This is a genomic window from Bradyrhizobium sp. Unk1, assembly GCF_059512345.1.
This window is the reverse complement of sequence record NZ_JCAMOP010000018.1, coordinates 73991-99308: the sequence shown is the minus strand read 5'-3', so window position 1 is coordinate 99308 and position 25318 is coordinate 73991. Positions and strand designations below refer to the sequence as shown.

General features: G+C 58.8%; 20 protein-coding genes. 4 read left to right on the top strand and 16 right to left on the bottom strand.

All coding sequences use genetic code 11. The features are described from left to right. Positions 1-245 precede the first annotated feature (245 nt). The 5 genes from AC5ZFO_RS23605 to AC5ZFO_RS23585 form a co-directional block, all read right to left on the bottom strand. Positions 246-1397, bottom strand: coding sequence for a hypothetical protein (locus AC5ZFO_RS23605; protein WP_496122655.1), 1152 nt, complete (start codon positions 1395-1397; stop codon positions 246-248). 65 nt (positions 1398-1462) lie between these two features. Next, entirely contained in the window at positions 1463-2809 is a 1347-nt protein-coding gene (locus tag AC5ZFO_RS23600) for an MFS transporter (protein ID WP_496122654.1), read from the bottom strand. Positions 2810-2916: 107 nt separating this feature from the next. Then, complete coding sequence (locus tag AC5ZFO_RS23595) at positions 2917-3702, bottom strand: enoyl-CoA hydratase-related protein (RefSeq protein WP_496122653.1); 786 nt, start codon at positions 3700-3702, stop codon at positions 2917-2919. A 44-nt stretch (positions 3703-3746) separates the two neighbouring features. Further along, positions 3747-4511 carry an enoyl-CoA hydratase/isomerase family protein gene (locus AC5ZFO_RS23590; RefSeq protein ID WP_496122652.1) on the bottom strand — a complete coding sequence of 255 codons (765 nt, stop codon included), beginning with the start codon at positions 4509-4511 and terminating at the stop codon, positions 3747-3749. 13 nt (positions 4512-4524) lie between these two features. Further along, positions 4525-6120: an acyl CoA:acetate/3-ketoacid CoA transferase gene (locus tag AC5ZFO_RS23585; protein WP_496122651.1), complete on the bottom strand. Its 1596-nt coding sequence runs from the start codon at positions 6118-6120 to the stop codon at positions 4525-4527. Positions 6121-6413: 293 nt separating this feature from the next. On the opposite strand from AC5ZFO_RS23585, the gene AC5ZFO_RS23580 reads away from it, so the two are divergent. From AC5ZFO_RS23580 to AC5ZFO_RS23565, 4 genes are all read left to right on the top strand, one after another. Next, complete coding sequence (locus tag AC5ZFO_RS23580; RefSeq protein ID WP_496122650.1) at positions 6414-7466, top strand: LacI family DNA-binding transcriptional regulator; 1053 nt, start codon at positions 6414-6416, stop codon at positions 7464-7466. 260 nt (positions 7467-7726) lie between these two features. After that, positions 7727-8656, top strand: a complete 930-nt coding sequence (locus AC5ZFO_RS23575; protein WP_496122649.1) for a dihydrodipicolinate synthase family protein — start codon at positions 7727-7729, stop codon at positions 8654-8656. 74 nt (positions 8657-8730) lie between these two features. Beyond that, entirely contained in the window at positions 8731-10179 is a 1449-nt protein-coding gene (locus tag AC5ZFO_RS23570) for an aldehyde dehydrogenase family protein (RefSeq protein WP_496122648.1), read from the top strand. Between the two features lie 86 nt (positions 10180-10265). Beyond that, positions 10266-11327 carry a LacI family DNA-binding transcriptional regulator gene (locus AC5ZFO_RS23565; protein WP_496122647.1) on the top strand — a complete coding sequence of 354 codons (1062 nt, stop codon included), beginning with the start codon at positions 10266-10268 and terminating at the stop codon, positions 11325-11327. Between the two features lie 801 nt (positions 11328-12128). On the opposite strand, the gene AC5ZFO_RS23560 is transcribed toward AC5ZFO_RS23565, so the two are convergent. From AC5ZFO_RS23560 to AC5ZFO_RS23510, 11 genes are all read right to left on the bottom strand, one after another. Further along, on the bottom strand, positions 12129-12833 hold the full coding sequence (locus AC5ZFO_RS23560) for a branched-chain amino acid ABC transporter ATP-binding protein (RefSeq protein WP_496122646.1): 705 nt from the start codon (positions 12831-12833) through the stop codon (positions 12129-12131). After that, positions 12826-13560 carry an ABC transporter ATP-binding protein gene (locus tag AC5ZFO_RS23555; protein ID WP_496122721.1) on the bottom strand — a complete coding sequence of 245 codons (735 nt, stop codon included), beginning with the start codon at positions 13558-13560 and terminating at the stop codon, positions 12826-12828. The genes AC5ZFO_RS23560 and AC5ZFO_RS23555 overlap by 8 nt, the downstream gene beginning before the upstream one ends. Beyond that, on the bottom strand, positions 13547-14641 hold the full coding sequence (locus tag AC5ZFO_RS23550; RefSeq protein WP_496122645.1) for a branched-chain amino acid ABC transporter permease: 1095 nt from the start codon (positions 14639-14641) through the stop codon (positions 13547-13549). The genes AC5ZFO_RS23555 and AC5ZFO_RS23550 overlap by 14 nt, the downstream gene beginning before the upstream one ends. A 5-nt stretch (positions 14642-14646) precedes the next feature. Next, positions 14647-15864 carry a substrate-binding protein gene (locus AC5ZFO_RS23545; protein ID WP_496122720.1) on the bottom strand — a complete coding sequence of 406 codons (1218 nt, stop codon included), beginning with the start codon at positions 15862-15864 and terminating at the stop codon, positions 14647-14649. A 7-nt stretch (positions 15865-15871) separates the two neighbouring features. After that, positions 15872-16729, bottom strand: coding sequence for a branched-chain amino acid ABC transporter permease (locus AC5ZFO_RS23540; protein WP_496122644.1), 858 nt, complete (start codon positions 16727-16729; stop codon positions 15872-15874). Positions 16730-16764: 35 nt separating this feature from the next. Further along, entirely contained in the window at positions 16765-18279 is a 1515-nt protein-coding gene (locus AC5ZFO_RS23535; protein ID WP_496122643.1) for an amidase, read from the bottom strand. 501 nt (positions 18280-18780) lie between these two features. Continuing rightward, positions 18781-19434 carry a hypothetical protein gene (locus tag AC5ZFO_RS23530; protein WP_496122642.1) on the bottom strand — a complete coding sequence of 218 codons (654 nt, stop codon included), beginning with the start codon at positions 19432-19434 and terminating at the stop codon, positions 18781-18783. Then, positions 19431-20051, bottom strand: coding sequence for a c-type cytochrome (locus AC5ZFO_RS23525; protein ID WP_496122641.1), 621 nt, complete (start codon positions 20049-20051; stop codon positions 19431-19433). Before AC5ZFO_RS23525 ends, AC5ZFO_RS23530 begins: the two co-directional genes overlap by 4 nt. A 68-nt stretch (positions 20052-20119) precedes the next feature. Continuing rightward, entirely contained in the window at positions 20120-21838 is a 1719-nt protein-coding gene (locus tag AC5ZFO_RS23520; RefSeq protein WP_496122640.1) for a PQQ-dependent dehydrogenase, methanol/ethanol family, read from the bottom strand. Positions 21839-21994: 156 nt separating this feature from the next. Beyond that, entirely contained in the window at positions 21995-24313 is a 2319-nt protein-coding gene (locus tag AC5ZFO_RS23515) for a xanthine dehydrogenase family protein molybdopterin-binding subunit (RefSeq protein WP_496122639.1), read from the bottom strand. A 2-nt stretch (positions 24314-24315) separates the two neighbouring features. After that, positions 24316-24768, bottom strand: coding sequence for a (2Fe-2S)-binding protein (locus tag AC5ZFO_RS23510; protein ID WP_496122638.1), 453 nt, complete (start codon positions 24766-24768; stop codon positions 24316-24318). Positions 24769-25318: the final 550 nt, after the last annotated feature.

Below are 25318 nucleotides of genomic sequence, written 5' to 3'. Positions count from 1 at the left end.
GCAGCAACGGCGCGCTTTGAGCAGCAATTGGCGAATGCCGCGGTCACGATGATAATGATGACCGAGATCATCTTGGCGACGGCCCCTGCACCAATTCCAGGATGGGGCGTCTCCCCGGACATCGAGGAGCCAGAGGCGTAGGCCGTGGGCGCGAAGGTGATGGAAATCAGGCGCGTTTCCCATGCCTCGGGCCCCGCGCGACTCATTCGGCGCGCGCCAGTTATCTCAAGGGAGCGAATATAGGGTCAGATCCGCCCCACGGTCATGAGGCCGGTGAGAATCACAAGACACTCAAACAGGAAATAACTACCAAATATCAGTTCTGCGTCTTGCACTGTGTCGATGTCCCGCGCCACTGCTTTTCGGGTGAAGCATCCTCCGGTAAGCATTCCGATCGGACGCAGATCGCCTGGGTCGGTGGGCGTCAAGAAGCTCGAGACCAGCTTGGTTGCGGTGCGTTCCGCGAAGTCTCGATACTTGGCGCCACCGGTGGAGCCGAGTGCGGATGCAAGTCGCAAGGATGCTGCCGCGGCGATAGCAGTGGCCGCGGTGTCCCTGCTGGTACACGGAATTGCAGGATCATCAAAGTCCCAGTACGCAACCAAGTCCGTGGGCACGTGGTTGATCCACCAGTCGAGCACGCGCACCGCATAGTCGCGCCACAAGGGCTCTTTGGGGCGAACCATGGCCGCATGAGCGGTATAGAGCATCGCCCAACCCTGCGCACGTCCCCAGGTGCTCACATCGCTGTATCCTTTATGCGTGTGCGTTCTCAGCACCTTACCTGTTTGCGGGTCGAGTGTGGATGACTGGATCACCGAGTTATCGGCTCGCACATGGATTTCCAATACCCTCCGCATGTGGGAGTTAGCGACTTCCTCCAGGTACGGGTCACCCAGCCGGTCCGCGGCCCAATAAAGCAGGCCGGTGGCTTGGAGGGAGTCGATGCTGCTTTCGGCTGCACCGACAGCGTTAGCCTCCTCGGCATCCTGGCCTAGCGGGATCAAGCCCAGTCTCGGGTCAAACATCTCCCCCAGCGACCTAGCTGCCGTGAGCGCAGCGTCGCGCGCCATTTCATCCCCGAAGAGGATGCTTCCGAGCGCCGCACCGTGGTAGAAGCCAAAACCCTTGAATGCCGTCCGGAGTTGGGCTCGAGGCAGCATCCGGGCCAGCCCAGCATGCGCGTCAGATATTGGGAAGCGCTGCGGATCGGCGAGATGGGCAAGCCAGAGTTCGCCGACGAATGCTCCGCCGGTCCAATCGCCATCCGACGTCAACGTCCAGTTTCCATCCTCGACGCGGGCCCAATGTGGCAGGCCAGCACCGGAAGCATCCCGCGTTTGCGCGATGCGCATCAGCATGCGCTCGCGCGCGGCGAAGAAGTCGTTGCTCGACATGATTTCTCCCAAGAAAGCTGTCAGGCCGAGACGGAGCCCGAATTGTGAAGCGAGAAGCCTTGAATTTAGTCCCCGATGTAGACGTGACCGCGCTTCTTTGCGACATGATAAACGACCACGCTCAGCACCGCGATCAGAGATCCATACACGGGAAACATCCAGGCCATCTGCGCATGCTGCAACCACACCAGCAAATAGGGTGACGTCCCGCCAAACAATGATACTCCGAGCGCATACCCGACAGCGATACCCGTCGTACGCACCGCGCGCGGCATCAGGGTGGTTGCGATGAAGTTGTAGAGAGCCATGTTGAAGCCGACGATCGCACCTCCGAACACCATCACGAAGAAGAACGTGGAAATGCTCTTCTCGGAATAAACCAACGTGAGGAAGAAGCACCCGACGAGCAGCAGCCGGAGTAGCGTGAACGCGCGAGACGGTCGGACCTTGTCTGCGAAGGCGCCCACGAAGGGCGCCGTGACGATCCAGATCAGGCCCATAAGGGTCGTAATCCCGTACACCCAGGTGCTGTTCTCCTTGAACACCCCGTTCGCCAGGTTGGGCAAACCAGCGTTCCAGGCGTAGTTCGCAATTTGCACCGCTCCGACGACCAAGATGACGGCGAGCAGCGAGAGCCGTACACTCCAGAGCGTCTTCCACACGTCGCCTGTGGTCTCCTGAGTGCGCGACAGTTCGTCCCGATGCATGACGTGCTTAATTAAAGTCTCTGGTAGTTTGCTGCGCAAATAGATGATCAGCAGGCCGAGCGCTCCGCCGACCGCGAAGGGCAGCCGCCAAGCCCATTCGTGCATTGTCTCGGGGGACACCGACGCACTCACGAAAAAGGCAACCATACTGGATGCGAAGACACCGAGTTGGATAAATGTGCCACTGATCAGACCGAGATATCGCCCCTCCTCGCGTGGCGGTGCAAGTTCGATTGCAATGGCGTTGGCGACACCCGCTTCAGCGCCGGTGGCGAGCCCCTGGATGAGCCGGATGAGCAGCAATATCACCGCGGCCGCAACGCCGAGCTCCTTGTAACCCGGCAAGACGGAAATCAGCAGGGAGCACAATGCCATCGCGGTGACGGAGATCATCATGACCCGCTTGTGGCTGATGCGATCGGCAATAGGACCGAGTATCGCTGCGCCTATTGGTCGTGCGAAGAAGCCCGCGCCGTACACGGCAAGTGCGGCGAGCAGGGACGTCGTCGGGTCAGTGGAAGGAAAGAAGAGTGGCGACAGAAAAGAAGCCATCATTCCGTAGACGGTCCAGTCGTACCACTCCAGAGCTACGCCACCGCCCAAAGCTATGGTCATGCTCTTAGTGGCAACTTGTTTTTCATGCGGCGTGGCTGGCGCGGTGGTTTGCGGCGTGTCCGAAGCGATGCGTTCAGCAACAGTGGTCATTCATTTCCTCCATTCCCTTATAATGAAAACGTTTACATTTCCGTACGGCCAAAACTTTGTTTGTTGCCGTTGCGGACGACCGCTAGGGCCATCCGAGTTCTGTCTCGTCAACGTCCGGAGAATACCGGTTGCCGCTTTTCGGCGAAGGCAGCCATGCCCTCCTTTTGATCATCGGTGGTGAAGGCGTACCGGATCGCGCGCCGCTCAATCGCCAAGCCGGCCGACAGTGGGGTTTCGTAAGCTGCCTGAATTGATTCCTTGGCTAATTGGGCAGCGATCGGCGCACGATTCGAGATGACCCGCGCTATTGCGAGCGCGCGTCCGATCAACTCGGGTGCGGGCAGTATTTCGGATGCGAGTCCCGCAGCCACTGCCCGTTCCGCGCTGATTGGCTCACCTGTCAACACCATCTGCATGGCCAGGGACTTGCCAACGATCCGCGTCAAGCGCTGGGTAGCGCCGTCTCCAGGCATGATCCCGATCGTGATTTCCGGCTGCGCGAGCACGCTGTCTTCCGCCACCAGCAAAATGTCACCAAGCATCGCGAGCTCAAGGCCGCCGCCCACGCACACGCCTCGAACGGCCACAATGAGCGGCTTCGGGAAGCTGGCGATGACATCCCATGCATCCTGCCGCGTGGGATCACTCAGCGCCTTGAAGCCGTGCTGCTGCATCTCCTTGATGTCAGCACCAGCAGAGAAGGCGCGCTCATCGCCAGTGAGAACTACGCATCGCACAGACTCATCGGAACGAGCCGCACGAAGCGCATCGGCAAGCTGACCCAGCAGGGCAGCACTCAGTGCATTTCTTTGCCCTGGGCGATTGAGCCGCAATAGGAGTATGGCCGGGTCAGGCCGCTCGACGACGATGAGGGACTGGGTGAGGTGGTTCATATCGTTCCTTGAAAACAACCCGCGCGGAGAGCCTTTTTACGAGGCTAGGTACCGGCGGCCTTCTTTGGAAGGAAGCGCTGCATATTTGCTCGTGCCGTCTCGTGTCGGATGTCCTGAGCAAAGTAACGGTTCGCCAAGTCATCCATGACTTCCGCCCTCGCAGTTACCGAAGTGGAGAAAAATTGTTTCGTAGTCAGCACGGCATGAGGCGGCATAGCCGCCAGGGCTTTGGCGTAGCGGAGCGCCGCCTCGCGAGCAGTTTCGGTTGGGGGCGACAGAATGTCAGCCAGCCCCAACCGATGAGCCTCGACGCCGTCGATCGCAGTCGGGCTCCAGCTCAAGGAGCGAGCCGCAAACGGTCCAACGCGTGCAGCTAAAGTGTCCAGTCCGAAGCCCGGCAACCAGCCTAGAGACACTTCCGGCAAGTGCCAGCGCGTTACTCGAGCCGTTACGACAACGTCGCATGAGGCCGCGAGCATAAAACCGCCGCCCAAGGCAAAGCCATCGACAGCGCAGACCACAGGCTTTCTGACAAGAGCCAGAGAGCGCACAAATGCACCCAGTCGCCGATTCAAGTCAAAGGTATCGTTGATGCCGCCGGCCGAAAAATCTTTAAGGTCTGCACCGGCTGAGAAGCCGGGACCGTTTCCAGCGAGCAATATGACGTTGACGTTTTCATCGTTGGCCGCCCTGCTCACCGATTCAACGAGATCTCTTAGCATGTCTTCGCCCAGAGCGTTGCGTCGCTCCGGCCTGTTCATCGCCAGGATCTCGACCTTGGCCTCGCATTCTCTTGAAACGAAGTCCACGTCAGCCGCTCCCCTACGCCTGTTCGGCACCATCGTGGAACCGCACCGCCAAGTTCATCGGCTCATTCTTAAATATCCGGGCGTCCATCAGCTTCAGGTCGGGCGACACGAGTACGTCGAATTCAATGTTCGGCAGCACGTGGTTTTCGACCGATATGCCTGGCGCGACTTCGGTCAGCATCAGGCCCTTCGGCGTTAGCTTGAATATGGCACGTTCGGTGATGAATACGACCTCTTGCTCGCGCTCCTTTGCAAATGCTCCACTGAAGGTGATTTGGTAGACGTCCTTCACCCATTTTTTGACCGTTCCCTCCTCAGCAATGATGAGAGAGCCATCATCCGGGATCGCCCTCAGTCCCGATGCCGTAAGAGTGCCGGAGAAAACTACTTTTCGGGCGCCCTGGCTAATGTTGATGAAGCCGCCAGGTCCTATGATCTTGTCGCCGAAGCGGCTCACATTGACGTTGCCATGTCGGTCGACTTCCGCAGAAGACAGGAATGCGATGTCCAACCCTCCGCCGTCATAGAAATCGAACTGATCCGGTTGCGGCGCGATCATGTCGTAGTTCGTACCGGCGCCGGCATCCTGTCCGGGTGCAGGAATGCCGCCGATAACCCCCTGCTCAGCGGTCAGTGTGACTGAGCGATATATTCCTTCTTCGGCGGCTACGACCGCAATTCCGTTCGAGATGCCATAGCCGATGTTGACGGTAGCTCCGGGGGTCAACTCAAGGGCTGCGCGTCGCGCGATTACCTTTCTCACATCGAACGGCAGCGAGTCGATTTTTCCATCCGGCACGCGTATTTTACCAGCATAGGCTGGGCTATACTCCGTTGCATAGGTCTGCCGCTGATTGGGATCGACGACGAGATAGTCGACCAAAACCCCCGGTATTCTTACCTCTCGTTGGTTTAGCGTATTGGATGCAGCTACCCGCTTGACCTGGACGATGACCATTCCACCAGCGCGGCGCGCAGCCGCCGCGATCGACATGCTTTCGCCGACATACGCCTCGTCCTCGAGCGAAATATTTCCATTCTCATCCGCAATACTGCCTCTCAGGATCGCGACCTGGATCGGGAAGGTCTTGTAGAGCAGGTGCTCCTCCCCTTCGATATCGACAACGGCAACCATATCCTCTTTGCTGCACTCACTCTGCCTGCAGCCGCCGATCCGGGGATCGGCGAATGTCCGGAGCCCAACTTTTGTAATCACGCCGGGGCGCCCTGCTGCGTTTTCGCGAGCGAGCTGCGCCAAGACGCCCTGAGGCAAGGTGTACGCTTCAATTTCATTGTCCAGGGCGCGTCGTCCAAGCGCAGGGCAGTTATTCAAACCGCTCGCCACAACTCGACGCACCAGGCCCGGGGCCGCCAATTTGTTGAAGCCGGTCGTGGCCCAATCGCCGATGGCCACGGTACCAACCAGCATCAAGTTCTTAGGAGACCCCTGCTCGGCATGAACGTCGCGGAGCGCCTCGATGATGAGCTCGGGGATCGCAACGCCGGCTGAACCACCGAAATAGACGCAATCGCCATCGGAAATCAGCGACACGGCTTGCTCAGCCGTAATGATTGGCACCTCGCCCGTACGCTTCTTCTTCGCTTGCATACTCTCTCCACTGGCCGAACCGCCGGCTCGCTATTCCTGGCCGCGCCTGCCTTGCAGCCAAACGCGGCTTCCGCCTGCCTTCCGTGTGGCGCGCTATGAAAAGGTTTACATTACTGGAGCCCCTTGCACAAGAGAAAAGATTATTAACGGCCGAAATTGGCGCCAATATGCGCATTTCGTGGGCATTTTTGCTGGATTGATCAACCAAGCAGCGCCATGTATCATGATAACGATTTCACGGCAGGCGTCTCACGCGCGGTTTGCCGGGCGGCAGGCAAGAAGGAAGTAGGCTCATGGCGTTAGAAAAAACGGCCCGCATTGACCACGGCAGGCAATCACCGACCGTGGTCGAGATAGCCAAACGTGCGGGATGTTCGATCGCCACAGTTTCGCGTGTGTTGAATCGACCGGAAACCGTCGCGATCGATTTGAGAGAACGCATTCTCCGGCTTGTGGATGAACTCGGCTACGTTCCCAACGGATCAGCCCGCGCACTGCGATCCTCGCGCTCCCGACTGATTGGCTTGATAGTTCCGACGTTAGACGCCGCGATCTTCACTCGCATGCTTGAAGGTCTGGAGAGCCGGCTAGCGCCGGCCGGTGCGTCGCTGGTCTACTCCGCAACAGGTTACGACCTGGACCGGGAAATTCGCGTCGTCCGTAATCTCATCGAAAAAGGCGTCGATGGCGTTATTCTCGTGGGCTCCTGCCATCGAAAGGAAACCCTCAAACTCCTACGTGAACACAAGGTCAGATTTGCTGTAACCTACGCCCTCTCGGACGACGTTTCCATTCCCAGCATGGGTTTTGACAATCGCAGTGGCGGTGCTTTGGCGGCAAACTACCTTGCAGACCTCGGTCACAAGAATCTTGCAGTCATTGCCGGCGTAACGCGCGACAACGATCGTGCATCTGGTCGCCTTGAGGGTTTCCTCGCCATGGCTGAACGTCGTGGAATTGACCGCTCCAGCATTGTTGTTGTGGAATCACCTTACGAGTTCAGCCGCGGCCGAGCCGCAGCTAAAATCATTCTCAATCAAAACAAAAATGTGACGGCGATATTTTGTGGGAGCGACGTACTTGCTGTCGGAGCATTGCGCGGCTGCAAGGATGCTGGATTGAGCGTCCCCCAAGACATATCGATGATCGGTTTCGATAATCTCGATATTGCCGAATATCTCACTCCCGGCCTTACGACGGTTGACGTCCCGGCTCGTCTGATGGGCGAAGAGGCCGCCAACTACTTTTTGGCCGATCAGAATTCGCTGGATATACACTCCAGGGTGGATCTCGAAACGCGGTTGATCGTTCGAGAATCGACTGCGCCCGCGAGAGATCGACAATGACAGAAGCCGCATCCGCATGTGTTGCCTGGCTGATCTCCTCCTTCCTAATCGATGTTCGCGCCCACCTCATGCCGATTTTCGATCCCGGACAACCAGCAGGAGGGCTTCCAACTATCGGCCGAATAGCGGCTTCACGGGCTCGAAGCTTGAGCACAGGTCTCACATTCAAGCCGTAGCGCATTCGCGATTCTCCATGGACAGGCCGCGCACCAGCGGCTCGTCCCTATGCTTCTCATACCATCCGAAGGAGATCTTGGCTCATGCATGTCCAAACAAGTCGCCTCTATCGTGGTCTGTTTCCCGTCGCGCCGACGCCATTTACGGAATCTGGAGATATCGACCTTGAAGGGCAACGACGTGTTTTGGATTGCATGATCGATCAGAAGGTCGACGGAATTTGCATCCTGGCCAACTATTCCGAGCAGTTCCTCCTGTCAGACGAAGAACGCAGATTATTGGTTGACCTCTGCCTGTCACACGTTTGTGGCCGCAAGCCGGTCATGGTGACATGCAGCCATTTCAGCACTCGTATCGCGGTGGAACGCGCACGTTATGCAGCCGAACGAGGCGCAAGCCTTCTCATGCTGATGCCGCCTTACCACGGCTCAGGTCTCAAGGCGGACGAGGCCCATATGATCGAGCACTTCGCTCGTGTGGCCGATGCGGCAAAAATCCCAATCATGGTTCAGGATGCGCCGCTCAGCGGCGTAACGCTCTCGGTACCCTTTCTCGTACGGCTGGCACAAGAGGTCCCGCTCGTCAGCTATTTCAAGATCGAAGTCCCGTTTGCTGCAGCGAAGCTACGCAATTTGATCGAGGCAGGAGATACTGCCATAGCAGGTCCGTTTGACGGAGAAGAAGCCATTACCATGATGGCAGATCTCGAAGCCGGCGCGACCGGGACGATGTCGAGCGCGCTATGTCCCGATTTGTTGCGCCCTATTTTCGATCACCATATGGCGGGTCGGAGCACGGAAGCGGCCGCGGCTTATGCAAAAGTGCTGCCGCTCATCAACTACGAGAACCGTCAATGTGGGCTGCGCGCTGCCAAGAGCGTGATGAGAGAAGGCAGCGTCATCAGATGTGACGCCGTGCGGCATCCCCTGGAGCAAATTCACCCCAAAACGAAAGCGGGGCTGATTGAGCTTGCGCGCGGGGTTGACCCATTGGCCCTCCATTGGGGACGCTGAATAGTTCTGCCTGAAGCCGGTGCAAGCACGAGAGTTCATGCACCTACAAAAATCAATCGAGTTCAGAGCTTCAAATGACAAGCAACTATATTGCCGGCGAATGGCTTCGGGCCGCGGAGGCCTCCCCAAATATCAACCCCTCGAATACAAACGATGTTGTGGGCGAATATGCCCGTGCCTCGGCTGCTGAGGCTGAGCGTGCGATTGCCGCCGCTTATGAAGCGTTTCCGGCTTGGTCGCGCTCCACCATCCAGACACGGCATGACATTCTAAAGGCGATTGGCGACGAGATCCACGCTCGCAAGGATGAGCTCGGCCGTCTGCTCTCCCGCGAGGAGGGCAAGACCTTGCCAGAAGGCATTGGCGAGGTCGCGCGTGCCGGACAAATCTTCCAATTCTTCGCCGGCGAGTGCCTCCGGATGGCGGGCGAGAAGCTGCCATCAGTGCGGCCGTCCGTCGATGTGGAAATCACCCGCGAGCCGGTCGGCGTCATCGGGCTCATCACTCCCTGGAACTTTCCGATTGCGATTCCGGCCTGGAAGATCGCGCCAGCGCTGGCCTACGGCAACACCGTTGTGTTCAAGCCCGCCGAGCTCGTACCTGGTTCGGCTCATGCGCTCGCCGAGATCATCGTCCGCGCCGGAGTACCGGCAGGCGTATTCAACCTGGTCATGGGCCGGGGCTCGGTGATTGGCGAGACGATGCTGAACAGCTCAAATGTTTCTGCCATCTCCTTTACGGGCTCAGTGCCGACGGGGCGCAAGATCGCCCTGGCCTGCATCACTTCTGAGCCGATGAAGAAGCTTCAGCTCGAGATGGGCGGCAAGAACCCTATGGTGGTCCTTGATGATGCCGATCTGACGCTGGCAGTGGAATGCGCGGTGAACAGCGCCTTCTTCTCCACCGGCCAGCGCTGCACGGCATCGTCCCGGCTGATTGTGACCGATGGCATCCACGATCGATTCGTAGCCGCCATGCAGGATCGGATGCAGGGTCTTGTCGTTGACGATGCCTTGAAAGCTGGCACGCATGTCGGCCCGGTCGTAGACCAGGCCCAACTCGAACAGGACCTGAAGTATATCCGCATAGGCATGGCGGAAGGCGCAAAGCTTGTTGCCGGGGGCGAGTTGCTGAACCGCGAGGCGCCCGGGTTCTATCTCGCGCCCACGCTGCTCACGGAAGTGAGCAATGAGATGCGTGTCGCGCGCGAGGAGATTTTCGGGCCAGTCGCTACCGTGATCCGGGTGAAGGACTACGACGAGGCGCTAGAACTTTCCAACGACACGCCGTTCGGCCTGTCTTCGGGGATCTGCACCACCAGCCTGAAATACGCGAGCCACTTCAAGCGCAATGCAGAGGCCGGCATGGTGATGGTGAATCTTCCGACCGCTGGCGTGGACTACCACGTGCCATTCGGCGGCCGCAAATGCTCCAGCTACGGTCCGCGCGAGCAGGGCCGCTACGCGCAGGAGTTCTATACCATGGTGAAGACCGCCTACACGTTCGATGGCAACGGCCCTTAACTGCACAAGAGCCGGTCGAGTTGGTAAGTGCACCGAAGCCGCAAATTCTCGTTCCGTGTTGATTAAAACACGCCGGAGGCAGGCATTTGAGTGGTCCAACCATCAGAGACATTGCGCGTGAGGCAAATGTCGGTACCGCAACCGTCGAGCGGGTTCTCAATGACCGTGGCGGCGTGAGGACCGAACTTGCAGAAAGGGTCATCAAGGCAGCAAAGAAGCTGAAATATGGCGACCGGCGCTTGACGCCTCACCGCGGCATCATTCGGATTGAGGTGCTTCTGGTTCAGCCTGAGGCCGAGTTTTTTTATGCCGACCTCAACGCTGCCTTCCAGCGGATCTCGGCCTCCTTGGACCCAACTATTTTAGTGCACCGGACAGTCGTGCGCGAGGACGACATTCCTGGCGTCGCCCGACATATTGCAAGGCCCCCTCTTCGCCGAGCCGGTCTCATCGTTCTGGCTCCAGACTACCCGGAGATTACAGAGAGCATCCGCCAAGCTCGCGTGTCGGGCGTGGAAGTCGTACAGATGCTGACGGGAAGCGCCGGCGAGGATGTGCCCTATATCGGCATCGACAACTACGCGGCAGGACGGACCGCCGCCTACTATATGTCGCGTATGCTGCGGGGAAGTAGCGGGACTTTGCTCGCCATCTGCCACAGCGGAGCCTACCGGGCACATAGGGAGCGCATACGGGGCTTCTCCGACTATCTGACGCAGCACATGAGTGGCGATCACAGTTTCTACCGAGTCATTTTCGGACGTGACGACAATTTATTTTCGGCAGAGAGGCTGACGGAAGCGCTGCGTGACGAGGATTCCGTTATCGGACTGTACAGTGTGGGCGCCGGAACAGAAGGAATCGCGGCGGCTTTGAAGGCTCATCCAGCCAAGGTATTCTGGATCGGCCACGCGCTTACTCACAGCACTGCAAAATGTCTCCGGTCCGGTTTGATGGACATCTGCCTCGACGGGGCGCAGGAAACCCAGGCGCGACGCTCGCTTGATACAGTGTTGCGCCGTCTCGGGCTAATCGACGTTGACCTGAGCGGCGCTCCCGTCCCGTTCCTCACCATCACCGCAGAATCTCTAGCAACATCTGACCGTTGCAACGAGAGCCGTCTTCGCAACGGGATGCTATCGGTATAGCCAAGCGAGTAGCAGGCTGGCGCCTCGCCCACAATGGTTGTCCTGGACACTTAAAAAAGGCCGCTGCTGGACCTCTTCAACAGCGGCTTAAGTGGGGAGGAAGCAGACGAGGCCGGACTGCCAGCGGGTTCGTTGCGATCGGGCATGATAAGCTCCAGCGCGTCATTGGCCTTGCCGACGCATTACCCATGCGGCTCGTATTTCACCACGTCTTTGTCTGATGAAGGCACCGAAGAGCGTTGGCAGGCTGTTGAAGACGACTTTGAACGGCGCGCAATGAACGGGATGTTATTTGCCGTTGAGGATCCTTCGGCAGCCGCCGGATAGCCAGCACGTGGCTAGTGCAAGAGCCGGTCGGGGATCTGGCAAATCCGGTGCTGGCGGTGTGGATCGTCATGGTTTCCAGAAGCTCATTGCTGAGATCGGCCTGGTAACGCGGGTCTTGTGGGGATCCTCGACGCTTTTCGCTTAGCCCGCAATAACCGGCACTTCTCGCACTGTGCTCTTTATTTGGCGTGCTCATTGCGGATCGTGAGCGGCCTTACGATCCGCGCGCCTCCCACGACCGCCTGCTGTTGGGCTTGTCCGGCATCATGAGGGAGGCGGAGTTGCATCAGCTTCGGATGCACCTTCACCCTCACCAAGGGGAACGCCAAGTCCCGCGGGGCGAGCTGCGGCTGGGCCTGCCAGCTAGGCTCGCCTATGATCGAGCGGGCACAATTACTCCTAATCCCGATGAGCTGGATAAACGCGGTCTGCCGGAGCCCGTCAAAAGCCTCCGTCTAGACTTGATGACACGAGCTAAGGCGCGAGGTACCGTAGAAGCTCGGGATTGCCGCGGACCTCGCCGGCCGAGCCCTCCAACGCAATGCGACCGCGATCGAGAACGTAAACGTGGTCCGCAACACGCAATGCGAGATCAAGATGTTGCTCAACGATGATGACCGCGATTTCCCTGGCGAGGTCAGTCAGGCGCTCGGCGATCTCCTCGATGACGCCGATCCAGACTCCCTCAGTCGGCTCGTCCAGCAGCAGGAGTTTCGGATCGCCCAGCAATGCGCGACCTATTGCGAGCATCTTGCGCTCACCACCCGAGAGTGTGCCGGCGGGTTGATCGAGGCGTTGGCCGAGCTTCGGAAAGATCGTTAGCACGCGATCGACTGCCGCGCCCGCAGCCCTGTTGATTAGCGAGCCGACCGCGAGATTGTCGCGCACCGACAGCCGCGCGAACACCGAGTGCTCCTGCGGCACATAGCCGATGCCTGCCCGCACCCGCTCTTCGGTCCGGCGGCCGCTGATAACGCGACCATCGAAGAACACCTCACCCTTTGAGGTCGGCAGCTCACCGATGATCGTTTTCATCAGCGTGGTCTTGCCGGCGCCATTGCGGCCGAGCACGGCCACGCCGCCGCGCCAGGGAATGCCGAGTGTGACATCGAACAGCACCTGGCTGCGGCCATAACCGGCGTCCAGATGCCGTATGTTGAGAAATTCTTTTTCAGGCACGGCGCAAATAGATCTCCTGGACGTCCTTGTTGGCCTGAATTTCCGCAACCGAGCCGGAGGCCAGCACAAGCCCCTGGTCCAGCACGGTGAGCCGGTCGCAGATGTCGCGAATAAAATCCAAATCGTGCTCGACGATGACGAGCGAGCAATGCTGTTTAATCGGCTGAAGCAATTCGCCCGTGATGCGGCGTTCCTCGAGACTCATGCCGCCGGTTGGCTCGTCCAGCAGCAGAAGGCGCGGCTTGCCTGCCAGCGCCATTGCGATCTCCAGCCATTGCTGTTGGCCATGCGAGAGCGTTGCGGCCGCGTCATGCGCGCGGTCGGCAAGGCGGAACTGACTCAACAATGTCATGACCTGATCGTGGAGCGCGCAGCGAGTACGCGAGAGTACGAGATCAAACAGCGAGGACCGCGCTTGGCACGCTAAGAGGATGTTGTCGTAGAGCGTGAGAGTTGGCAGCACGGATGTGATCTGGAACTTGAGGCTCATGCCGGCGCGGGCGCGCTCCGTCGGCGTAAATGGCGTGATGTCGGTGTTGATGAACCTCACCTGGCCCTGGGTCGGCACCTCGGCTCCAGCAATGCACTTCATCAGGGTGCTTTTACCCGAGCCGTTCGGCCCGATCAGACCGTGAAACTCCCTCTCGCCGACGGCAAGCGCGGCACCGTCCAGCGCGGTGAGCTTGCCGAAGATCTTGGAGATGCCGGAGGCTTCAAGAAGCGGCATTGCGCTTCTCCTTGGCGGCCAGACCGAACCTGCCGACACGGTCGCGCTCACCGAGCACGAAGCTGATCAGGCCGAGCGGTCGAAACAAAATGACGAGTAGCAGTAGGACACCTAGAATGATCGGCCATATGTCGCGATAGTGGTCCGACAACCAAAAGCTGAGGCCTTCGACAATTGCGGTGCCGATCACCGCGCCGACAAGCGTGCCGGAGCCGCCGAACAATACATACAGCACGACCTGGGTGGAGACCACCACACCGACCATGTTGGGCCAGACGAACCCCTCATGAAAGGTGTAGAGGCTGCCGGCAAGCCCAGCGATGGCGCCGCCGACCGTGAACACGATTGCTTTCAGCTGCTGTGCCTTATAGCCGAAAAACGCGATGCGCTGCTCGTTCTCGCGCAGGCCCGCGAGCGCCAGGCCGAACTGCGAGCGCACGAGGAACCGGCAGAGGAGATAGACAAGCACGAGTAGGCCGAGCGCAAGATAGTAATAGGCGGGCCCCTCCGTGAATTCGTAGGAGCCGAACGTCATCGGCGAGATCGAGGGAATACCGTTCTGGCCGCCGAGATAGTACCACCCGCGTCCGAGGCGGTCGGCTGCGTAGGCGCCCGTCAAGGTACCGAGCGCGACAAAGATCACGCTCGACGGATGCCGGCCGAGCAGCAGGAATCCGCCGAGCAGAACCGCTAAGGCAAGGCCGATCAGCGTACCGATCGGCAGCACCACAAAAATTGAGGTGACATCGAGGTCGCGTGCCAGGAGCGCCACGCCGTACCCGGCCGAGCCAAAGAACAGAGCCTGGCCAAAGCTCATGATGCCGGCATAGCCCCACACCAGATCAAACGAGAGGGCGAAGAGCGCCAGGATCACCACTCGCGTCGCGAACACCGTGAGATAGTCCTGCAGCACCAACGGCACGACTGATGCCGCGATGAGCAGCAGCCCTTCGATGATTGGTAGAATCTTGCTCGGAAGGGCAGCTCCTTCCGCGGGTTCGCCTGGAGCCATCCTGACGTTGGCTTCACCCCCGATGTTAGCGTCCATGGCCTCTCTTGCCGCGCTCCTCGCCTTTAGCATTTTCCTCAGCACTCTTTGGGATCAACGAGTTGATTGCTGCGTCGAATGATCTCAAAATTGCCCCCCTTGGCCACTGCCGTGTACATGTTCATCTTGCAGTGCCGCTTGCCCGGCACCATCTCGGCCGGTCCACCCGGACCTTCGGCGATTTTGGCGTGGTCGAGGGCCGCGGCAACCGATTCCCGATCGGTCTTGCCGGCTTCTTTGACGGCCGCTTCCCATAATTTTAGTCCGCGATAGGTGCCAGTCGCAGCACTGCCCGCAGCAAACAAGAAGTTGCCGGGAAATTCCTTATCATAGGACGCCTGGATTTTGGCAGACACCGGATCATCTTTGGCAACGGCGTTGAAATAGTCGAGACAACTGGTAAGCCCCTCAATTTCATTTGCTTGATGAATGTTGAGCATGTTTTCATCGTACGTCACGGCAGCAAGCCGACCGCCGTTCTTGACGTAGCCCGCTTCGTTGAGCTGCTTGACGAACGGACCGACGCCGGGCGGAATGATGGCGTTGAAGACCATATCAACTTTGTTGGAAATGATGCGATTGACAGTTGCGGAGAACTCCAGCTGGTCAAGTGGATAATACTCCTCAAACACAACCTCACCGCCATGGGATTCGATCAACGTACGGGCGTGGGCATTCAGGGTCCGCGGCCAGACATAGTTGGCGCCTGGAAGGGCGAACCTCTTGCTGCCATTCTTGATCAGCCAGGGGATGAATTCGTCGCACTGCTGCGCTGGGGTGGGGCCGGTGCAGAAGAGGTAGGGGGTGCATTCCTTTCCTTCATAGAGCTGCGGATAAATGTACAGCGTCTTGCCGCGCGCCGTGATCGGGTCTTTGATGGCGTTGCGCATCGAGCTTGTGATTCCCCCTAACACCATGTCGACCTTGTCGCGCTGGATCAGCTTGCGGACGTTGCCCAGCGCAACCGATTCATTGGAGGCGGTGTCTTCGATATACAATTCCAGCGGACGGCCCAGAATGCCGCCAGCATTGTTGATCTCCTTGATCACCATTTTGGCGACATTGGCGTCAGCGTTTCCAGCATAGGCGATCGGTCCGGTCAGATCAGTGGCAATACCGACCTTGATCGGGCCTTCCGCCGCATTGGCCCAATCGGGGCGGATCACCCAGCCTCCGGCGCCAGAGATCATTGCACCCGCCGCAAATGCAAAGTTCGAAAGAAAACGACGACGTGTGAGTTGAGCGCGATCAGCAATCATATGGCTACACTCCCCTTCCCGCGATGAGGCCTTGCGGCCGGAATTTGATGAACGCGATGGCAAGCACGAATACGAAGACATCCGCGACGACAGGCGCGATGACCCAGGGCAGCGCCGCGCTCAGTGCGCCAATAGCAGCGGCACCCGCCACCGGCCCTATGAAGGAGCCGATGCCGCCCACCATGACGGCAACAAAGCCCTGGATCAGGAAGCGAATGCCGAGATCGGCGAAGAGGGTGAACACCGGCACGATCAGTGCACCCGCGAGCCCCGCCAACGCCGCACCGAAGGCAAAGGTGGCGCCATAGATGAACGGCGTCGAAATGCCTGAGGCGCGCGCCAGCGCCGGGTTTTCCAGCGTCGCCCGCACGCGCAGGCCGAAGCTCGTCCGCGATAAAAGGACATAGCAGGCGCCCATGACCAGGATCGTAATGACAACGATGGTGAAGCGCCAAGCCGATATATGGATTATACCGATATCGATGGAGCCGCCGATCGGCTCCGGCACCGTCAGATAGAGGCCGCCGGTCAGGCCGCGCACCGTTTCGCGGATGATCAGGCCAAGCGCGTACGTGCCGAGCATCGCCACGATCGGCGCCGCATAGAAACGACGGATAATGAGCCCTTCGAGCACAAAACCGAGCATTCCGACCAGAAACGGCGCCACCGCCATACCGACCCAGACCGGAAGGCCCCGGCTATGGCCGAGGTAGGTGATATAGGCACCGAGCAGCACGAACTCGCCTTGGGCAAAATTGAAGATCCCCATCATGCTGGCGATGATTCCCAAGCCTAACACGATCAGGACGATGATCGCGCCGAAGCTCAGGATTTCGAATACCGCGACGAACGCGTTAGCCATACGCTGCGATCCATCCAGCCACCATCACCTCTGTTTCACATCTTCTTCCAGTCGCCGATCTGCTCGAAGGCATGGGCGGCACGGTAGATGGTGGATTCCTCGAAATGGCGGCCGACGAGCATCAGGCCGACGGGCAGCCCGTCAACCATGCCGCAGGGCAGCGACATCGCTGGATGATGCGTAATGTCGAACGGCGCGGTATTGGTGAACATCTCCGTCGCACGGGTGAAGTAGTCCTCGGTGCTGGCATTGGCCGGCGGTAGCGGCGTCGCCTTCATCGGCGTCGTCGGCATGAGCAGGAGGTCGTACGTCCCCAAGGCCCTGTCGTAGGCCGCAGCCAGGCGGCGGGAGATATTAAGCGCCTTGCCGTAAAACCGGGAACCAAAGGTGTTGTTGATGTAGGCGCCGAGCAGCAGGAACAATTTATTGGTCTCGGACAGCGAGTCCGCCTGCCGCCGCCAGCCGCGGTGGAAATCCATCAGCGAGGTCGGGTATAGATCGCCTCGGCTGATACCATAGCCGTCGCCGAACATCAGAGTCTGGGTTAAGCCCTCAGTGCCGATCGGGGTCCAGATCGCCGCCCCCAGAAGGTGCATCGGGATCGAGACTGTCTCAACGCTCGCACCGAGATCCTTGAAGCGCTTGGCTGCCTCGTGCACGCTTTCATTGACCGCAACCTCCGCGGCCGGCTGCTCGAAGCCTTCCTTGAGGATACCAATCTTCATCCCTTTGATGCCCGCTCCTAAGGCCTTGGTGTATTCATCGACCTTTGGTGCCTTGATGCGCGAATCGTAGCCATCGTCACCGGCGATCACCTCAAGCAGCAGCGCGTTGTCGGCCACTGTTGCCGTCATCGGTCCGGTGTGATCGATAAAAATCTCGATAGGCATGATTCCCGTATAGGGAACGAGCCCCCAGGTCGGCTTCATACCGTAGGTGCCGCAGAACGAGGATGGCATGCGGATCGAACCGCCCTGGTCGCCACCAATCGCCATGTCAACCTCGCCGAGCGCGACCACAACTCCGCTTCCCGAGGAAGAACCGCCAGCCGAATAGCCCATCTTGTGTGGATTGTGCACCGCGCCGGTCTCATTGGTGTGGCTACCGCCGGAGAGGCAGAACGATTCGCAATGAGTCTTGCCGACGATCTCGGCGCCGGCGTCGAGCATGCGTGCGACGATGGTGGCGTCGAAATCGGGGACATAGCCTTCGAGCGTCGCCGAGCCGTTCATCATCGGCACGCCGGCCAGCAAGATATTGTCCTTCAGCGCAACCGTCTTGCCCTTCAGCTTTCCACTTGTGGCGCCCTGAATTTTAGTCTTGCGGTACCAGGCATTGCGCGGATTCTCCTCCGCCGACGGCCGATAGCCTGGCGTGCGCGGATAATTGACCAGCGGCAATTCGTCGGGCATCGCCGCGATGAGGTTATAGGCGCCGATCGCGCTCTTCATCAGGCCACGAAATGAGACGACATCTTCATCGGTCAGCGAAAGGCCGCATTGTTCGGCGACGCTGCGAAGCTGGGTTGACGTGGGAAGGGCAACTGACACGAGGCTCTCCTAAAGATTTCATCCGAGCATGTAAGTACGGCCGCCGGGGTGAAGACCGCCTACACTTTCGACGGCAACGGTCCTTACATGCAGAAGGTCAGGTCAAAGCAGTAAGCCAAAGCCGGAGCTCGCAATCCCGTTCCTTGTTGATCAAAATCCATCAAACATTGCAGGCAGGCATTTGAGGCGCCCGCTCGAGCTTTCGACCAGCTGAAGGTTCGCTCGTCGCACCTCCGGCACTGGCGCTAAAGAAAAAGGCCGCTGGTGGACCTGTCCAACAGCGGCTTAAGTCGAGGGAGGAAGCAGACGAGGCCGGTCTGCCAGCGGGTTCGATCAAGCACGATGCGCGTGCACCAGATAAGCCACGCGCCTATTGGCTCATCATAGCATGCTGGGATAATGACCGGCGCCGGTCACCATTCCACCGCAACAGTCTTGGTCTGACGGAGGCCGCGCAGAATGCTGGGGGGATGTCGTGAGCTAGTCTCCCGCACCGCTCGTTCATCGGTCCATCGCTTGATCGATGGTGAAATGGGTCGCATTGACAAAGTCCGACAGAGGCTGACCGGCACGACGGTAAACTTCCCGATATAGAACCAACTGACGGCGCTCTGAGCGCTTCTCGCAACGCTCCTTGATAAGCAGACCGCCCACCGAAGTTTCTCCCTCATGGCGCTCCGCGTCTCGGCAAGTCCATTCGTCGTCGCCATATCGAGCTCTAACTATGAGTGCCAACAGATGTGCTTTCTTATGCCAGAACGGGCGTGCGTTCGGATCTGTGTCGATCCGAATGCGTTTCAACACTCCGCTCCTGTCGACGAGCCCCGTCAGCAGAACGGGATGGCCGCCGAGCCTCGTACCCTCATACTTGTCGTTCACAGCCGCAAGCGGATTAATTTCGTTGTTGAAGCGAAAGGAAATAGCCCGCAAGCCCATTTCATCAGCTGGACATGCTCGAAATTCGCTCCAGGCCGCCAGCTTGGCTCCCTCCTTGTCGGCACACGCAAGTCCGACATATTCCTCCGCTGGGATGTTCCCGATCGACATCCCAAGACTCAGGTCGCGCAAGTCGGCAGCCAGGCCTGCGTCGGCATTAGGGCCAACGGCCAAGAGAAGGGACAGCGGCAACGCCCACATCATAAGTCGACGAGTCATTGCTTATCTTCCGTGCCAGTTACTTGGGAGTGACGACCCGAGATTTGGTTGTAGACATCACAAGCCCTCGAGCCCTCTCCGAAGAAGTCAGTGCAGTCTTGATAGCTCGTCTGACCCTTGCCCTTGATATGCTTCAGAACATAATCGGCGACCTTTTCGATCTCGCTCGGCCGGAGAAATGTAGCTGCATCCGGAGGCAGGTCCCTGCCCAGATCCTGAGCCGTGAGACCCGAATAGCATCGGTAGTCCTTGTACGCGTCGCGATCAAAATGCGGCATTCCCGTTCCCGGCCGCCTGCAATGGACAACCTCAACGATTTGATCGCGCGTGAGCTGCGTAGCTCGCAGCGAGAGCGCTGCGCCTCCATAGCCCCCGCCCCCGTCGCCATGCCATTTGTGGCAGCCTACGCAATTTGCCTTTTCGTAGATGCGCTGCCCTTCATCCTGCGTGCGGTGCGCGCCGTTGATAACCTGCCCCGGGACAGGCGTGCCACCTTCGCCCCAAGCAAAGTCTCCTGTCGCGAGGAAAGCCAAGCCACCACCCACGATCAAGCCAATCGCGCTAACGCGAAGCGCGCAGTTTGCCCGCTCGTTGGGGCGTACAACCTTCAATTCCATTCTGCCCTCTTAACCTTCCTACGAAGTGGGGACGAGCATACTTCCGTCCCACTTCGCCGCGCTGCGGATCACAGCTTGAAAACATACAGCATGGAGCCCGGCGGGACCTTCTCCAGGCCTTTTGTGGAATCGAGGTTCCACTTGTCCCAGGCGCCGCCCAGTCCGACGAGGATCGCAATATATTGGTTTCCGTCGACTGCGAACGTCATGGGGGGAGCGTTGACGCCGCCACCCGTATTGAATTCCCATACCTTGTTCAGAGTCTTCGCATCGAGAGCGTAGAGCTCTCCGGACGGATGGCCAGCGAACACCAATTCGGGCGTTGCAAGTAACCCGCCGAGCATTGGATACTTGGTCTCATACTTGCCTGTGACCTGGCCTGTGATTGCGTCAATGGCGGTTACGCTTCCCGTTATCGGCATCTTCACGACAGGACCGCCTCCTGTGAAGAATTCACGAGGCTTCCAATCGCCAGGGCTTGTTTTCTTGTTGTCCAACTCGTCACAGCTCTCGATGACCGGGATGTACCAGGTCTTCAAGTCTGGATTGTACGCGGTAGGCGGCCAGTTCTTGCCACCGTTATGTCCGGGACAGATGGTGACATGCGCGTTCTTCCGGTTCAGCGTTGCCTGAGGATCATAGGTCTGCACCGCTTTACTGGGATCATACTCGGTCGGTTTTCCGGTCTCTGGGTTGATGCCCCTCGTCCAGGTCACCTTCTTCACGAACGGGGTTGCCCAAAGGAAAGAGCCATCAGTGCGGTCGAGCGCGTAACCAAAGCCGTTGCGATCGGCTTCAAGTACGACCTTGCGCGTCTTTCCCTTGAACGGAATGTCAACCAGCACTCGTTCTGCAACGCTATCGTAGTCGAACGGATCATTCGGTGTGTGCTGAAAATGCCATTTGACCGTCCCGGTGTCCGGATCCAGCGCAAGGGTACTGTTAGTGTAGAGGTTGTCGCCCTGACGGTATTCAGTATCAAAATCCGGCCCAGGATTTCCGACGCCCCAGTAGATCAGATGAAGTTGGGGATCGTACGACCCGGTCACCCAGGTAGATCCCCCGCCAGTCTTCCAAGCATCGTGATCATCCTTCCAGGTCTCGTTGCCTGGCTCGCCGTTGCCTGGAATCGTATAGGTACGCCAAATTTCCTTTTGGGACTTCAAGTCAGTGGCAGCGATCCAGCCGCGGATGCCGTACTCGGCACCCGCCACGCCCGTAATAGCCATGTTGTTAACGATCAATGGCGCGCCCGTGATCACTTCACCTTTGTCGGGATCGGCTACCTTGCGCTCCCAAGCGACTTTGCCATCCTCCTTGTTGGTCGCAACCAATCGCCCATCGAGGGTATGAGAGACGACAAAATTTCCCCATATCGCAGCCCCTCGATTGTTAACCCCGCAACAAGCAATGGCGCCGGCCCAGTCGTGATCGGTCTTTGGATCCATTTTCCAGACCAGGCTTCCGTTTCCGCCGTGCAGATCGATTTTGTAGACGGATCCCCACCCGTCGGTCACATACATGAATCCATTCTCGACAATCGGCGTGCCCTCGAGACCGCCATGGCTCCAAATACCGCCACCCTCGATACCGCCCAGAGCCATCGTCCAGGCCACGTGTAGCCCCTTGACCGTGTTGCGATTGATCTGGTTGAGCGGCGAATAACGCTGTGCCGTGTAGTCACGGTGATGATGAAGCCAGTTGCTGGTTTCCTGCGTTGCGTTCATAAGCCGCTTTTCCGTCGTTTCATCGGAAGCAGCCGCGGTACTTGCGAGGAGGCCTGCCATTAGGCCAATCCCCACGACCGTGCTGACGGTCTCCCACACTCCAACTCTTGTCCTACTCGCCTTGGACATCCCTTCACTCCTCTAGCGGTGACTGTTTTGTCTATTCTGTTCGAGCTCAATCGCGGCTCAAGGCGATCGAGTCTGACGCCTGGTCGTCTAGACGCGGATCTGATCGCCCGCTGGAAGCGAACGAATACGTTTGCCTGTCGCCGCGAAGATCGCGTTGCAGAGCGCCGGCAAAAACGGCGGCACTCCTGGCTCACCGACCCCGCCCGCAGGAACGTCAGAACCATTCGGAACAATGTGAACACGCACATTTATCGGTGCATTGTCGATGCGGGCCACCGGATAGTTATCGAAATTACCCTGCTCGGCGCGGCCCTTCGCGAACGAAATCTTGCCAATGAAATTGCTGAACCCCATGACGGCCGCCCCCTCTATCTGGGACCGAATCCGCTCAGGGTTGACGGCAAAGCCGCAGTCGATTGCGGTTTCCACACGCGGGATGGTCAGCTTTCCTTGGCTATCCACGCTCACCTCGACGACGGTCGCCACATAGGATAGGAAGCTCCGGTGTGCTGCAATTCCGAGCCCGCTCCCCTTGGGGAGAGATCTTCCCCAGTTCGCGCGCGAAGCCGCCAAGCTCACCACATTGGCGAGACGCCCGGTATCGATTGGGTAGGTTGAATATGGATCGCCGTAATTCCAGAGCGGATCCGCCAGCCCGAGTTTTTCAAGCTCAAGCTTTCGTGGTGGGCCGATGATTTCGAGCAGGAACTCTTTGGGGTCGCTCCCCAAGGCGTGCGCCAGCTCTGCAATGAAGGATTGGACGGCAAAAGCATGAGGTATGTTGTTAACCGACCGAAACCAGCCAATTCGCGTCAGGGCCGCCGCTTCGCCCGTCTCAACCCGCACGTTAGGGACGTCCAAGGCGATATCTGCAAGCCCCAGACCGAGTTCAATTGATTGCTCGCGCTTTGGGTCGGGCTTGAAGTTCGCAAATAAGGTCGGCGCGACCGAACGATGCCGCCATGCGATCACCTTTCCCGACGAGTCAAGGCCCGCGTCCAAGCGCGAATAAGTGACCGTATGATAGAAACCATGATGGAGATCGTCCTCTCGCGTCCAGGCGAGCTTGACAGCCGCGCCATCGAGTGCATTCGAAAGCAGTACGGCTTCCTGCGCGAAGTCTGATTGACACTTTCGGCCAAAGCCGCCGCCAAGAAGAGTGACGTTCACTTTCACCCTCTCGATCGGCAGCTCAAGCACTTTCGCGAATGCTTCGCGTGCGCCGAACGGATCCTGCAAGGGAGCCCAAACCTCGCATTCGCCGTTGCGAATGGTCGCGGTGGCAACCAGCGGCTCCATCGCTGCTTGAGCAAGGTGCGGCACGTAATACTCGGCCGATAACACCTTCGACGCGGCGGCGAACGCCTTGTCGAAGTCTCCCTGATTGCGCTCGACGCGACCCGGCTTGTTGGCGCGTTCGGCCATCTGTCGTCGATACCCGGCGGACTCATAGCCGCCATTGTCGCCATCTTCCCAGTCAAGCTTCAGGGCTTCTCGACCCTTTATGGCCGACCACGTATTGGTGGCCACCACCGCGATTCCTCCAAGAGGTGAGTATGCGGCAGGCGGCGCCCAGCTGAGCTCGAGCTCCAATACCTTTTCGACGCCGGGAACTCTGAGGGCATCCGTTGCGTCGAAGGATCTTATCCTCCCGCCCACAACGGGAGGACGAGCGATCACGGCGTATTTCATACCGGGCAGCCGGATATCGTATCCGTACTGCGCCTTCCCGACAGTGATGTCGAACAGGTCATAAATAGGGATGTTGCTGTGGCCGATATACCGAAACGCATTGTCGGGCTTGAACTTCAAGCTGTCTACTGGCGGGGTCGGCAAGTCCATCGCGGCTTTGGCGAGTTCACCGTAGCGGAGCTTGCGTCCTGTCGGCCGATGTATCACCTCGTGATTGGTCGCTTGCACCTCTGATAACGGAGTGCCCCACTGGGTCGCGGCCGCCTGTTCCAGCATCTGGCGCATGGCCGCTCCGACTTGTCTCATCGGCTGGAAGAAGTGACGCATGCTGCGAGAGCCGTCGGTATTCTGATTTCCATATCGCGGCTCATCCCCCAGCGCCTGGACGATGCGAACCTTTGACCAATCCGCTTCCAACTCGTCCGCCACCACCATCGGAAGTGACGTCCGAATCCCTGTGCCCATTTCGGAGCGATGCGCGGTAATCGAAACGATACCGGAGGGATCGATTGATACGAAGATGTGCGGATCATTCACGATGCCATGCGGCATCTGAGCTCCGCCGGTCTCGTATGCGAAACTCTCCCCGCCAGAAATTTCGGCAGCTAGAGCAAATGCAGCCACCGCTGCCGTCGAGCGAAGGAATTGGCGGCGACTAACGTTCTCAAGCCTCACGCAGGGACTGGATGAGGTTCTCGTCGCACGCATGTTCATGGCTAGCCCACCCTTGAGGCGACGCGCACCGCCGAGCGAATCCGTTGGTAGCAGCCGCAGCGGCAAATATTTCCCGACATCGCATCGCTGATTTGCTGATCAGAAGGGTTCTTGGTCTCAGCTAGGAGCGCCGCTGCCTGCATGATTTGCCCTGCCTGGCAATACCCGCATTGCGGGACGTGCTCATCGCGCCATGCGCGCTGAACAGGATGATTTCCGTCTGCATCCAATCCTTCGATTGTGGTGATTGGTTTCGCAACGTCACCTACGGTCGTAATGCACGAACGCACTGCATCGTTGCCTACATGCACCGTGCAGGCGCCGCACTGCGCAATTCCGCACCCATATTTCGTGCCCGTCAGTCCGATCACATCGCGAAGGACCCACAGCAGCGGAGTGTCAGGCGACACGTCGACGATATGAGGCCTCTTGTTTATCGTAAGCTCAATACCCATGTCGGACCTCCTCCAGCTCGCCAGCCTTCCGGTTTACGAGTTAAGCAATAGACGATTGAGGGAACGATACGCCCGGGCAGACGTACAACAGCACCCGAGTCCCCAGACACGAAGTCTCGCAGCTGTCGACGAAATTAATCGAGCTCAACAAGGAGCGTGGCTCATCGCCTGGACATTGATCGGCACCGCACGCGTTCCGTGCCTGTCGTCATCCTCCCGTTTTGTCCTCAGTTCTTCCGAAGATCACAATTGTCAGAACAGTGATACCGAGGCCGATGCCTGCAATCCCGTTCCGCGTTGATCAAAATCCATCAAACACCGGAGACAGGCATTTGGAGCGTTGAGGATCAGACACATTCCGTGCAGGGCGAATGTCGCACCGCAACCCGTCAAGCGGCTTCCTCATGGCGGCACTCGCACCCCACCGTCCGACGCAAAAACAAACCCAACTAAAAGGGACGCCGCATCATCCAGAGCATGTTCTGCCGCCGGAAGGATTACCGGCGCATCGCAACCCGCTATGACAAGCGCGCCGATATCTTCTCCACAA